The 12,676-nt window shown below is 59.6% G+C and carries 14 protein-coding genes; 5 read left to right on the top strand and 9 right to left on the bottom strand.

The annotated features are described in order from the left end of the window. Positions 1–34: 34 nt before the first annotated feature. Positions 35–499: a hypothetical protein gene (locus tag KQ933_RS17015; RefSeq protein WP_216755963.1), complete on the bottom strand. Its 465-nt coding sequence runs from the start codon at positions 497–499 to the stop codon at positions 35–37. Then, positions 496–966 carry a MarR family winged helix-turn-helix transcriptional regulator gene (locus tag KQ933_RS17010; protein WP_216755962.1) on the bottom strand — a complete coding sequence of 157 codons (471 nt, stop codon included), beginning with the start codon at positions 964–966 and terminating at the stop codon, positions 496–498. Before KQ933_RS17010 ends, KQ933_RS17015 begins: the two co-directional genes overlap by 4 nt. A 182-nt stretch (positions 967–1,148) precedes the next feature. Between KQ933_RS17010 and KQ933_RS17005 the strand changes: the two genes are divergently transcribed. Continuing rightward, entirely contained in the window at positions 1,149–3,353 is a 2,205-nt protein-coding gene (locus KQ933_RS17005) for an EAL domain-containing protein (RefSeq protein ID WP_216755961.1), read from the top strand. An 8-nt stretch (positions 3,354–3,361) separates the two neighbouring features. On the opposite strand, the gene KQ933_RS17000 is transcribed toward KQ933_RS17005, so the two are convergent. The 4 genes from KQ933_RS17000 to KQ933_RS16985 form a co-directional block, all read right to left on the bottom strand. After that, entirely contained in the window at positions 3,362–4,291 is a 930-nt protein-coding gene (locus KQ933_RS17000) for a rhodanese-related sulfurtransferase (RefSeq protein WP_216755960.1), read from the bottom strand. A 72-nt stretch (positions 4,292–4,363) separates the two neighbouring features. Then, entirely contained in the window at positions 4,364–4,840 is a 477-nt protein-coding gene (locus tag KQ933_RS16995; protein ID WP_216755959.1) for a VOC family protein, read from the bottom strand. A 73-nt stretch (positions 4,841–4,913) separates the two neighbouring features. Next, the gene (locus KQ933_RS16990; protein WP_216755958.1) at positions 4,914–5,822 is read right to left on the bottom strand and encodes a CHAD domain-containing protein; all 909 of its coding nucleotides are present in this window, start codon (positions 5,820–5,822) and stop codon (positions 4,914–4,916) included. Continuing rightward, complete coding sequence (locus KQ933_RS16985; protein WP_216755957.1) at positions 5,800–6,288, bottom strand: CYTH domain-containing protein; 489 nt, start codon at positions 6,286–6,288, stop codon at positions 5,800–5,802. Before KQ933_RS16985 ends, KQ933_RS16990 begins: the two co-directional genes overlap by 23 nt. 152 nt (positions 6,289–6,440) lie before the next feature. Between KQ933_RS16985 and KQ933_RS16980 the strand changes: the two genes are divergently transcribed. From KQ933_RS16980 to KQ933_RS16970, 3 genes are all read left to right on the top strand, one after another. After that, positions 6,441–7,079 (top strand): 2-dehydro-3-deoxy-phosphogluconate aldolase, encoded by a 639-nt coding sequence (locus KQ933_RS16980; RefSeq protein WP_183805307.1) that lies wholly within the window; start codon positions 6,441–6,443, stop codon positions 7,077–7,079. A 131-nt stretch (positions 7,080–7,210) separates the two neighbouring features. Beyond that, entirely contained in the window at positions 7,211–7,930 is a 720-nt protein-coding gene (locus KQ933_RS16975) for a tellurite resistance TerB family protein (RefSeq protein WP_216755956.1), read from the top strand. 87 nt (positions 7,931–8,017) lie between these two features. Continuing rightward, positions 8,018–8,224: a hypothetical protein gene (locus KQ933_RS16970; protein ID WP_216758935.1), complete on the top strand. Its 207-nt coding sequence runs from the start codon at positions 8,018–8,020 to the stop codon at positions 8,222–8,224. A gap of 4 nt (positions 8,225–8,228) precedes the next feature. Here KQ933_RS16970 and KQ933_RS16965 read toward each other — a convergent pair whose 3' ends face one another. From KQ933_RS16965 to KQ933_RS16955, 3 genes are all read right to left on the bottom strand, one after another. Continuing rightward, positions 8,229–9,299: a nickel/cobalt transporter gene (locus KQ933_RS16965; RefSeq protein ID WP_216755955.1), complete on the bottom strand. Its 1,071-nt coding sequence runs from the start codon at positions 9,297–9,299 to the stop codon at positions 8,229–8,231. Beyond that, complete coding sequence (locus KQ933_RS16960; protein WP_216755954.1) at positions 9,293–9,934, bottom strand: DUF1007 family protein; 642 nt, start codon at positions 9,932–9,934, stop codon at positions 9,293–9,295. Before KQ933_RS16960 ends, KQ933_RS16965 begins: the two co-directional genes overlap by 7 nt. Positions 9,935–10,032: 98 nt before the next feature. Further along, a complete protein-coding gene (locus KQ933_RS16955) occupies positions 10,033–10,926 on the bottom strand; it encodes a LysR family transcriptional regulator (RefSeq protein ID WP_216755953.1) in 894 nt (297 codons plus the stop codon). 524 nt (positions 10,927–11,450) lie between these two features. On the opposite strand from KQ933_RS16955, the gene odc2 reads away from it, so the two are divergent. Beyond that, positions 11,451–12,584 carry an ornithine/lysine decarboxylase gene (gene odc2 / locus KQ933_RS16950; RefSeq protein WP_183735340.1) on the top strand — a complete coding sequence of 378 codons (1,134 nt, stop codon included), beginning with the start codon at positions 11,451–11,453 and terminating at the stop codon, positions 12,582–12,584. The last annotated feature ends 92 nt before the right edge of the window (positions 12,585–12,676 follow it).

The following is a 12,676-nucleotide window of genomic DNA, read 5'->3' as shown; positions in this document are numbered from 1 at the left end:
AAGATTTCCGGTGGGGCACGGGTGCCCCGCCGTTTCAGATCGTGCGGAACGTCTTTGCCGTGGCGCGGCGTTTGCTCCTCGTCATCCTTCGTCCATCGCGGAAGTTCCGGGCAAGGAGCGCGAACTGGACCGATCCGGCCAGTACCTCCAGCGCCTGCATAGTGTAGAAAAGACCGTCAAACAGACCCGCCGCCGCGCGCAGATAGAGCAGGATTGCCAATGGCAGGAGGATCAGCAGCCCGTTTGCGGCTATGAGCTTCATCCGTTTGCGTTTCCTGTCGATAGCCGGCGAATGACGGCCGCCGGCCAGCGAGAAGCCGCTGCCGCCGGTGATTGCCATCGTTGGGATCAGCAAACAGATGCCGGCAAGGATCGCCTCTTTGACCAGAAGGACGGCCGTCTCCTTCAGAAGCAGTTCGCAGATCAGCGTTGCGGTCAGAAAACCCGCAATCAGGATCATCGCCAGAGTGCCTGCGCCGGCATGAATGATCGTTTTCATGTCTGCTCCTCGCTTTCCGTGGCGTCGAGCGCCAGCCGTTGGTCGAAACTGTTCAGGAGACTGAGCGCGGTGCGGAGATCCGATGCATCCAGCCCATCGGCAAGTCTGTTGGCCCAACCGGTATGCAAGTCGGTTATCCGTGCATAGCTTTCCGCGCCTTGCGGTGTCAGTCCATAAAAAGGCGAGCGCTGATGGCGCGGGTTCGCTCGTTTTTCGATGAAGCCGTCCTCTTCCAGCTTGTTCACCTGTTTCTGGGCGCCCTGTCGCGTCATGCCCATCATCTCGGCGATGACCGGGACGGTGACGTTTCCGGAAGACAGCGAGATCGCACCAAGCACCTGCCAGCGAGCGCTGGTGAGGTTCAGCGGTGCACCGAGCCGATCGCCGCCATCCAATAGTCGTCCATTGATTCGGAAGACCATCAGCATAATGTCCGTCAGCAGGTCCGCTTCGATCGTGCGCTTCAAAACTTTCGGCTCTCCATAGCGATTTTATGGAAACTAGTTACCATTATTGGAAACTGGTTGTCAATATGCCGTGGTGTGCGATATTCAGGTAGATCCTGAGCCGGATTCTCGATTGTTCTCATGATTTTAAGCGTTTCTTGACCGTTGACTGCGAAGGTTTCCTGAACGGGGAGTTATATGAATTGCCGCCAGTCTTGAGGTCTAGAAGCAACGGATCGGGTTTGGGCCGTCATACCACGGTTACTGGTGTGCTTTTTTCCTTTGCGGTCATTGTCGCCGTTGTCACCGTCATGGTGCTGACGGCGCTGGAACGTGTTTCCGAAAATGCCAATGTGCTCGACGAAGAGCGTTCGCGCGAAACCACGATCGGTGCACTCAAGACCTTCGAAAATCAGCTTGCCGCCACGCTCGACGATTATGCCGCCTGGGATGACGCGGCTGCCAATGTCTACAAGCCGGATGGCACGCCATGGACGATCAGCAATTACGGTGAGATGTCCGTCAACAGCTCTCTCTTCGACATGGCTATCGTCATCGACGACGAGAAGAAGACCGTCATCGCCTATCAGGACGGCCTGCCCATGCAAAAGCCGGTCAGCGATTTCTTTACCCCGTCCCTCTGGCTGCTTTTGGATAAGGTTCGTGCAGTTGACGCCAACGGCAAGCCGGAGGCGACCGGCTTCATCAGGACCGAAAAGGGTATCGCGGCTGTCGGCATCGCGCTTGTGCGCGAGAAGTCCGGTGCGTTGAACGCACCTGCCGGTCAGCATCGCTATCTGATTTTCGCTCGGCATCTCGATGATGCCAAGGTATCTGCTCTCGGCACTACTTATGTGCTGAACGGGTTGCGGCTCGTGCCTGCGGATTCTGCTTCGGCCTATTCCGTCGAGATCGCAGACCCCGCTCGTGCGGTTCTTGGCAGGCTTGTCTGGGTGTCGCGTTCGCCTGGCGATATCGGCTATGCGCAGGTCCGGCCCATGGTCATTCAGGCGCTTGGTCTTGTCGGCCTGTTCTTCGTCGTCCTGCTCATCATCGGCTGGCTGGCCGGGCGGCGCCTGAAGGCGGAGGAAAACAGTGCGCGTGAAGAAGCACTTCGCGATCGCCTGAGTGGTCTTTCCAACCGCGATGGCTTGAGCCTTGCGGTGGACAGTTTCGTCGCGGAAGCGCGGCACACGAAGCGGAATGTCCTGCTGCTCTATCTCGATCTCGACGGGTTCAAGGAAGTCAACGACAGCTATGGCCACGGCACCGGTGATCAGCTGATCCGCGCTGTTGCGGCGGGACTGGATGTGCTGATCCCCGATGGTGCCGTACTCGCGCGCATCGGCGGCGACGAATTCGCAATCGCTTTCCTTTCGGATGCGGAAAATGCCGCCGCACTTCAGCTTGCGGAGCAGATCCTCGATTTCCTCGCCGAACCCCTGGAGGTCGGTCGGCGGATCGTCGTGGTCGGCGCCAGCATCGGCATCGCCATGTCGCCGCTCGGCTCGATCGACCGCGAAGAACTGGTGCGCTGCGCCGATCTCGCCATGTACAAGGCAAAAGAAGCCGGTCGCGCCCGCATGACGCTCTACGATCCGGCCATGGATACCGATCGCGCGCAGCGCAATGCGCTGGAGCTCGATCTGCGCATGGCGATCGAAAGCGGCGATCTCACCCTTGCCTATCAGCCGCTCGTCGACGCAGCGTCTCATGAGACGAATGGCGTGGAGGCACTGGTACGCTGGAATCGGCCTGGCCACGGTCCGGTTTCGCCAGAGGTTTTCATTCCGATCGCAGAGACCAGCGGGCTCATCGAATCCCTCGGGCTATTCGTGCTGCGCAAGGCCTGCGAAACGGCAAAACAGTGGCCGGAGCTGAAGATCTCGGTCAACGTTTCACCGGGCCAGTTCCGCAATCCGGCCTTCACCGATTATGTTCGCTATGTGCTGAAGCAGACTGAGATCGAGGCGAGCCGCGTCACGCTGGAGATCACCGAAGGCTACATGATCCAGAACCCGCAGCGTACGCGCCAGTCGATCGAGCGATTGAAGTCGCTCGGCGTCAAGGTGGCGCTCGACGACTTCGGCTCCGGCTTCTCTTCGATCGGCTACCTGCGGCAATTCGGCTTCGACCGCATCAAGATCGACCGTTCGCTGGTGACCGACATCACCGGCAACGGCCAGCAGCGGGAAATGCTGCAGGCGACGGTCGCACTTGCTCGCGCGCTGGATATTCCCGTCACCGCCGAAGGCATCGAGACGGAGGAGCAGGCGATCGCGCTTCGCCTCTTTGGTTGCGACAGCCTGCAAGGCTATTTCTTCGGCAAGCCGATGGCTGCCGACCAGATCAACGAGCTGTTGCGGGAACGCCGCGAGGTTCAGCCGCAGCGCCGCCTTGCCCGTTAAAGTCCGCCTTAGGTGCCGATATGCTTCTGGCCGCGCTTCTTGGCGAGCGCGATCTGGTGCTGGCGTTGACGATAGCGCAGGCGGTCTTCTTCGCTCCGCGTATGGTAACAATTGCTGCAGGAAACGCCTTCCTCGTAGTAGGTCGAGGTGAGCTCTTCTGCCATGATCGGGTTGCGGCAGGCGTGGCAGAGCTTGTGCTCGCCTTCCTTCAGTCCGTGCTCGACAGAAACGCGCTCGTCGAAAACGAAGCAGGCGCCATCCCACAGGCTTTCTTCTTGTGGCACTTCTTCCAGATATTTCAGGATGCCGCCCTTGAGGTGATAGACCTCATCGAAGCCCTGTTCCTTCATGAAGGCCGTCGCCTTCTCGCAGCGGATGCCGCCGGTACAGTACATGGCGATCTTCGGCTTGTTGTGCAGACCGGGATTGTTGCGAACCCAATTCGGAAACTCGCGGAAAGTCTTGGTCTTCGGATCGACCGCGCCGCGGAAGATGCCAATCGCCGTCTCGTAGTCGTTGCGGGTGTCGATGACGATCGTGTCGGGATCCGAGATCAGCGCATTCCAGTCACTGGGATCGACATAGGTTCCGACCACCTTGTTGGGATCGATGTTCTCGACGCCCATCGTGACGATTTCTTTCTTCAGCTTCACCTTCATACGCAGGAACGGCATTTTGGAAGCACGGCTTTCCTTATGCTCCAAGGCAGTAAATTCCGGCTGGGCGCGCAGGAAGGAAAGGACGGCATGGATGCCGGCATCCGGTCCCGCAATCGTGCCATTGATACCCTCATGGGCAAGCAGAAGCGTGCCCTTCACGCCATTCTCCTCGCATAGGGCCTGCAACGGCGCCTGCAGGCTCTCGAAGCGCGGCAGGGATACAAAATGATAGAGCGCCGCCACCAGGAAGGGGCTTGTTTGGGTCGCATTGTCGGTCATGCGCGTGGAAATACAGAATATGCCGTCCCTGCGCAATGACATTACGCAAAGACGGTATTGTGGGATTGCGGCCTATCCGCGCGCCTTCCACTCGGCATAGGATCGCATGCCAAACGCAGCATCCGGTTCTTCGTCGAGCACGTGCAGGAATTCGATCGAATGTCCGTCAGGGTCGTGGAAGTAAAGCGACAGCGCCGGCATCCAGCCGATGACGATCGCTTCGGTGATCGGCTCGCCGTGAAAGCCATGCAGCTTCAGGCCCTTGTCGATCAGCAGCGCCGGCGCCCGCATCATTTCCTCCTGCGACAGGCGGAAGGCCATGTGCAGGCGCATCTTCAAGGGACCGGTACCGGTTTCCCAGAGGCCGAGCATGGCGTTCTTCTTGCCGTTCACCCAGAAGAAGGCAATACGGCGCTCGGGAAATTCCGCGGCGAGCTCCAGGCCCAGAATATCGCGGTAGAAGGATATGGAAGTCCTGAGGTCGGCGACGGTGAGATGGGTTTCGTAGATGCCCTGGATTTGCGGCGTCATGGCGTTATTGGCAGACATATCTTCCTCAGCAGTTTTATCGACAGGCTGAGGCTAGAACCTCAACTATTGTTGAGGTCAACAGACAATTGCATCAATTGCGGATCGAGATCCAGAGCAGCTCGAGACGTTGCGCTTCATCATCCGGCTCATCGCCGTAGAGCGTTTCGGCGCAGAGCAGCGCCTCGCGCCGAGCCTCCTGCTGGCGGAAGATGATGGAATCCAGCAGATGGGCGAGATCGTCGTTGCGGGTGAAGAGCTGCGGTTCTGCCTCCACGAGACCTGAAAGCACAGAGAGATCGTTGATATGCCCGAGGCGTTCGACGAGGTCCTTGGCGCAGTCGCGCTTGGCCTTCATCGCGCTCGGCCAGAGATCGCGCAGAAGCGCGTGATAGAGCCGGTAGTCATAGGTGCGCTTGCGCAATTCGTGAAAATCTTCAGCCGCTGCATCCTCGTGGCAGGCATCCAGCGCCTTCCGTGCACGCGATGCCGTCCGGCGCCAGCTCTTTGCCAACATGCGGGCATTCTTGCGGTGGCTCTTGTCGAAGGTGATATCGTCGAGTGCTGCGATCGCCTCCCGCAGCGTGCCGGCGGTATCATGCAGCCGCTGCTCGAGGTCGCTTTCGGCTTCCGCCATCCAGTCGCGACGCGCTTCCAGAATGAACACGATGCGACCGAGCGCCTCTGCCTCTTCCGCGTTGCGAGCATTCTCCTGCAGGTAACGACCAGTGTCGACGATTGCTGCGGCATTGCGGATGGCCGAGAGCGACCTTGCTGTGTCTCTCAGTCGCGCATTCTCCCGCTTCTGGAAATCCGGCGCTTGGTGGGACACGAGGCGATAGAGCGAACGCAGCCGCTTCATATTCTTGCGAAAAGAGTGGATCGCCTCATGGGTGCCTTCCGGCCGTTTCTCCAGAACGGTGATGGCACGCGTGAGCTGTTCTACGGCCGCGCTTTGGAACTCGTCCGTAAAGTCGGCCTCAGGCCGTATGCGATAGCCCATGCCTGTCGTGCTCGAATTCTGTGGCAAGTGCCTGATTGGAGTAGCGGAAGTCACCTGTTACCTCCCGGCCGATCCAGGCCGGCAGGGAGGGATTGTCAGTCTCGGCCTGCATCTCGACCTCGGCTATGATGAGACCGCGATGGGCGCCGGCGAAGACATCGACTTCCCAGACGAAACCTTCGTGGGGCACGCGGTAACGCGTCTTTTCGATGACGATGCCGATGGCGGTTTCCAGCAATTCCTCGGCGTCAGAGACGGGGATCTCATATTCGAATTCGTCGCGGGTAAGGGTGCTCCGGCCGATTTTCAGCGTTAACCGCGCGGTCTTTTCATCCGATATCCGGACGCGTACCGAGCGGTCGTCCATCGAGGCGATATAGCCTTGTTTCAGGACCGATTTCGACTGAACTGCGGAGCGCCAAACATCGCTGCGCACGAGGAACTTCCGTTCGATCTCTTTCGCCATACGAATGAACCTTTTGTGACGATTGCGGTACGGTAACCCAATTTATAGTGATTTAACACCCGTCTTGTCGCGCAGGATGGTTTTATCTCGACAAGCCTTTATGAGGGCGTTATTCGAAACCCGATTTCAATCGTTTCAAGGAAACTGCGGCCATGGGCGAGAAGACAGAGAAACTCCTTTCCATCCTGAAACTCCAGCCTGTCGTTCCGGTTCTTATCGTCGATGACGCCAAGTCGGCCGTGCTGCTTGCGCGCGCGCTTGTCGCCGGTGGTCTCAAGGCCATCGAAATCACCATGCGCACGCCGGCCGCTCTCGATGCCGTCCGCGCCGTTGCTGCTGAAGTGGAAGGCGCGGAAGTCGGCGCCGGCACGATCCTCAACGCTGCTCATTGGGAAGCCGCCGTGCAGGCAGGTTCCAAGTTCATCGTCAGCCCCGGTACGACCCAGGAGCTTCTGGATGCCGCCGCCGATTCTCCGGTGCCGCTGTTGCCGGGTGCAGCGACCGCAAGCGAGGTCATGGCGCTGCGCGAAGAAGGCTACCAGGTTCTGAAGTTCTTCCCGGCTGAGCAGGCCGGCGGTGCTGCCTATCTGAAGGCGCTGTCCTCGCCGCTGTCTGGCACGCTTTTCTGCCCGACCGGGGGCATCTCGCTGAAGAATGCCAATGACTATCTCTCTCTGCCGAACGTCATCTGCGTCGGCGGTTCGTGGGTCGCGCCGAAGGAATTGGTCGCGGCGGGCGACTGGGCAGGTATCACCAAGCTCGCTTCGGAAGCTTTCGCGCTGAAGGGCTGAGCTCTCGAGGCTTTCCGGTTTTGAACGCCGATAGATTTTGAACGAGGGTGGCCGCGCCGCCCTCGTTTGTATTTCGGCAGTCGCAAACCTATGTTCTGCTCCAGCCTCTAAAACAGGGAGAAGGTGAGGACATGTTCGACGCGAAGAAACTACTCGACCAGCTTCTGGGATCTCAGGTGCCGGGTGTGGGCGGCAGTGTGCGCGACCGGGCCGGCGATGCGATCCAGATGGCGAAGGACAATCCCTTGAAGACTGGCGCGCTTGCCGCCGTCCTTCTGGGCACCAAGGCCGGCCGCAACATCGCGGGCAATGCCATCACCATCGGCGGTCTCGCAGCCATTGCAGGTCTCGGCTACCAGGCCTGGAAGAACTATCAGGCCGGACAGGCGCCTGCAGCACCGTCAGATGCGCCGACGGCCAACAATCCCGTGCTCCTGCCGCCGCCTGCAGAATCCGGTTTCGGCTCGGGTTCACCCGCGAACAGCAATGAATTCGTGCTCGTCCTCATCCGTGCGATGATCGCCGCCGCCAAGGCCGATGGCCATATCGACGATGCGGAGCGCGCCCTCATCATGGACAAGGTCAAGGCCGCCGATGTCAGCGGGGAGGCAGCGACCTTCATCGAGCACGAGCTTTCGGAGCCGACGGATATCGATGCGCTTGTCTCAGCCGCCGTTACCGAGGAGCAGAAGGTCGAACTCTACACCGCCTCGCGCCTGACGATCGATCCGGATTCGCGTGCCGAACGCGGCTATCTCGATCTGCTCGCCGGCAGGCTGGGTCTTCCCGATCAGCTTGTCGATCATATCGAGGCGACGGTTTCTTCCGCCAAGGTCACTTTGTCCCAATAGCATCACGATTCCAGCAGTATCAGGGCCGGTTGCCTTTGCGAGGCGGCTGGCCTATTCCACTCCCGGACAAGAGGAGTGAGCATGTCCATGAGCCCGGAAAGCCGTTCGCAGGCAATTGCAGCCGCTATCATTCTGGTTTGTGCTGGGCTGGTGATCTATTTCCTGCCGACCATCGTGCTATGGATCGGCAGTTTCTCGCCGACATTGGCCGTCATCGTCGGCGTCTGCCTGTTGATGTGCTTCTTCGGTATATTCTGGCTGCGGGCACGCTACCAGCACAGCAAGAAGCCCTGAGGGCCTATCCCTGCAGGGAGGCTCCGAGCAGCAACACACCCATCAGGATTACGAGAATTGCGCCCAGTATCTCGATCGCATTGCCGATCCAGATGGAGGCTGACGAGCCGCGGCCGGAGAGGCGTACAGCAGTACTTTTGGCGGTGACGGCAAGTGTGGCGAGAACCGCAACCGTAATCGCGGTGCCGAGCGACATGGCGACGACCGAGAGCACGCCGCCGAGATAAAGCCCGTTCAGCAGTGAGAAGGTCATGACCAGCAATGCGCCGGAGCAGGGGCGTAAGCCCACGGCGATGACAGCCGACCAGGCTTCGCGCATGCTGAACTTGTCGCCGCTGACGAGCGAAGGATCGGGCACATGGGCGTTGCCGCAGGTCTCGCAGACCATGCCGGGCACATAGGTGTGGCCGCGCTCGACCGCCTGCGCCTTGCCGTTGAAGCTGAAATCGGCGCTCTGGCGCTCGGCGACATTATCCTTCCAATTCAGCATCATGCTGACGGGGCCGGCTGGCGTTGCCATCAGCTGCCGATGCGGCCGGCTACCGGCGATCGAGCGCAGCTTGCGGAAAAGCAGCCAACCGCCGAAGAGGATCACCATCACGAAGCTGGCAATTTCCATGGCCTGTGTTGCCATGGTCAGCGTGATGCCGGTGCCGCGCAGCACCAGCCAGGCGCCGCCGACGAGCACGACCGCCATGACGCCCTGGACCACGGCGGAGATGAAGGAGATGAAGACGCCACGTCGAAGCTCGACTTCGTTGGCGATCATGTAGGACGAGATGACGGCCTTGCCGTGGCCGGGGCCGGCGGCATGAAAGACGCCATAAGCAAAGGAAAGACCGATGAGCGAAGAGAGCTGCCAGGGATCCTGCCGCATGGCTTTCAGCGCATTGGTCAGGGCGCGGTAGAAGGCCTGCTGCTCGTAGTTGACATAGAGAAAAAGAGGCTCCAGCGGCCCGCCCGTCGGCTGGAAGCTCGGCTCCGCAGTGCCGATGCCGAGCGGCGATTGGGCGTGGGCGGCGGCAGCCATGATGGCAAGCGCGAGCAGGGCGAGAGGCAGGCGTTTTGTCAGCATGTGATCTCCAGCCGCGTGGCGAAGAGCTTCGACATATTGGTGCCGGTCGGATCGTTGAAGAATGCGTCGGTCAGCGATTGCTTGTTTTCCGAGATCACCTCGTCCGCATCCGGGCGCACGACCGCGTGCTTGCAGGATTGGAAGTTCGTCCCGACCATGGCAAGCTCGTTGTCGGTCGGAAAATCGATTGAGGTGTAGAGCGTCGGGTCGTAGACGCCGAAGGTGAGCTTGCCCTTCAGCGGCATCTTTTCGACCGGCTTGACGGCGAAAAACATCAAGAGCTGGCCATCCTTGTAATCGACATGGATAATATCGGGCTTCTGGACGGTGATGTTCTTCCCGTTGATCGTCAGGTTCATGTAGTAATCGTAATCGGCAAGCGAATCCCGAACGGTCTTGCCGACCTCGGCAAGTTCGTTCGGCTCCAGCTTCAGATCGGTGTTCTTGTCGAAATCCATGACGACCGAGGAGGAGAAGACCTCGTCGAAACGCCAGACGTTGCGCAGTTCCTGAATGCTGCCGTCAGGTGCTGCGACGACTTCCAGCCGGGCCTCCACGAAGATATGCGGATGGGCGAAGGCGGTGGCGGGGACAAGCGAAAGAAGCCCAGCCGTCAGAAGTGTCGATCGTTTCATGTTTACCCGCTGCCCTGTTCGGTTGGAGTGATCTCTCACCAGAAAATGGGACGGAATTGGGACCGCCTCTGCGACGCTTGGGCGCGCACCCGCCCGCTTCAGGGATGTTTCTTGAACCAGTTGTGGAGGTAATCCACGAAGATTCTCACCTTTGCCGGCAGATAACGCCGGTGCGGATAGACGGCATAGATGCCGCGGTCGGTCGGAATATAATCGTTGAATAACGTCACCAGCCGGCCGTCTTCGATTGGCTTGCGGGCGATAAAGTCAGGAATCAACGCAATACCGATCCCCGACAGCGCGGCGCGCAGCGTGGCATGCGGGCTGTTGACTTCCATCGGGCCGGAAACGGCGACCGCAAAGGAGGTGCTGTCGGGATTGTAGAAGCGGATGCTTGCCTGGCTGCGGGAATTGGTGTCGACGATGAACGGCACATTGGAGATGTCGCTCGGGTGCTCGATATTGGGGTACCGCTCCAGGAATTCCGGCGTGGCGCAGATATGCACGCGGAAATCGGAAATCTTGCGGGCGATCATGCCGGAATCTTCAAGCTTGGTGACGCGGACCGCAACGTCGAAGCCTTCCTCGATCAGGTCGACGAAACGGTCATCAGCGGCGATCTCCAGCTGCAGGTTCGGATTTTCCTTGGCGAAATCGATCAACGACTGGCCGACATCCGCATCGACGAAGGTGCGCGGTACGGAGACCTTGAGGCGGCCCTTCAGCTGCGCATTGTTCTCGCGCACGAGGTCTGCGAGGTTGTCGATCTCCTTCAGGATGTCGGACGCCGTGCGATAGTAGGTGTGTCCCGCCTCGGTCATCGAGAACTGACGGGTGGTGCGATTGAGCAGCAAGGCGCCGAGTTCGTCCTCCAGTTCGCGCACGTATTTCGAGAGCAACGCCTTGGAGCGACCGGTGCGCCGTGCAGCAGCGGAAAAACCCTCCGCTTCGACCACATCGATGAAGGCGCGTATGCGGGTCAGCGTGTCCATGATTCCTCCGATCTGTTTCAGAATATTGAACAAATCTGGCTGTTCTGTTCAATTTATTTTTTGGGCGTCATCAAAAATTCTCTTGATTATGTCGGCGAATATTCTTATTTCCCAGTCAGCCCAAAGTCGCACGTGCCCATGGGTGTCCGCCGAACCCTCGAATTGGTGAGGAAATCGGTAAGGTACCTGGAATTAACCCCTCCAGTCGCTATTCCGGCCAACCGGAAAATGCGAGGACGCCTGAAGCAACGACGGTGCGGGCCTTTTTGTTCTCTCCCTGCTTTCCATCAGCGGGGGTTACTGAAGAGGCACACCTTCATTGCCGGAAGTGCGGCAGGGATACTCCCTCCAATCCATGGCAGACAAAGCCGAACCTATACCGCGTCAGCGGCGTTGGTTCACTATTCGCGCATCAAGCGCCGTCAAGGATCCGGGGTCTCCACCGGCTGGTTCCTGAGCGGTTCTTGTATGCCCTTTGTCCTCCGGTTCATGCCGGAGCTCTGGAATTGGAAGAGGGAATCGATATGACCACCCAGCGCATCCGCGACTTTCTCGCAACCCGACGTCCCGACGGTCCCTGCCTCGTGGTTGACCTCGACGTCATCAGCGACAATTTCCATGCCTTCCGTCACGCCATGCCGGACAGCGCTATCTACTATGCCGTCAAGGCCAATCCGGCCCCGGAAGTGCTGAAACTGCTCGCGGGCCTCGGCTCCAATTTCGATTGCGCGTCCGTCGCAGAAATCGAAATGGCGCTCGAAGCCGGTGCGACCGCGGCCCGTATTTCCTACGGCAACACGATCAAGAAGGAACGCGATGTCGCCCGCGCCCATGCGCTTGGCGTCAGCCTCTTTGCCGTCGACAGCCACGAAGAAGTCGAGAAGATTTCCCGTGCGGCTCCAGGCGCTCGCGTTTTCTGCCGCGTGCTGACCGATGGCGAAGGTGCCGAATGGCCGCTGTCGCGCAAGTTCGGCTGCGTTCCGCAGATGGCCGTCGACGTTCTCGTCTACGCTCATCAGCTCGGCCTGCAGTCCTACGGCGTCTCGTTCCATGTCGGCTCGCAGATGACTAAGGTCGATGCTTGGGATTCGGCCCTTGCCGATGCCAAGCGTGTTTTCGTCCAGCTTGCCAAGCAGGGCATCCACCTGCAGATGGTCAACATGGGCGGCGGCTTCCCGACCAAGTACCTGCGCGACGTTCCGTCGGCAGAAGCTTACGGCAAGTCGATCTACCAGGCGCTGCGCACGCATTTCGGCAACCAGATCCCGCAGACGATCATCGAGCCGGGTCGCGGCATGGTTGGCAATGCCGGCGTCATCAAGGCTGAAGTCGTGCTGATCTCCAAGAAGTCTGATAATGACGACGCCCGCTGGGTTTTCCTCGACATCGGAAAATTCGGCGGTCTCGCCGAAACGATGGACGAGGCCATCCGTTACCCGATCCGCACCGAGCGTGACGGCGACGAAATGGAACCCTGCGTGATCGCCGGCCCGACCTGCGACTCTGCCGATGTGCTGTACGAAAAGAACCTCTATCCGCTGCCGATATCCTTGACGATTGGCGACGAGGTTCTGATCGAAGGCACCGGCGCCTATACGACGACCTACTCGGCGGTCGCTTTCAACGGCTTCGAGCCGCTGAAGGCCTACGTCATCTAAGGTCCTGTTTCTGCCAGCCCCGTAATCAGCCGGGGCGGCAACTTCACAATTTCCAGTCATCACCGCTGATAACGGTATTGGGTACGGGAGGC

Origin of the sequence: Rhizobium sp. WYJ-E13 (assembly GCF_018987265.1) — a bacterium.
In the GTDB taxonomy this organism is placed as follows: Bacteria; Pseudomonadota; Alphaproteobacteria; order Rhizobiales; family Rhizobiaceae; genus Rhizobium.
The sequence above is the reverse complement of the archived record's forward strand: the minus strand, read 5'-3'. Positions and strand labels throughout refer to the sequence as shown.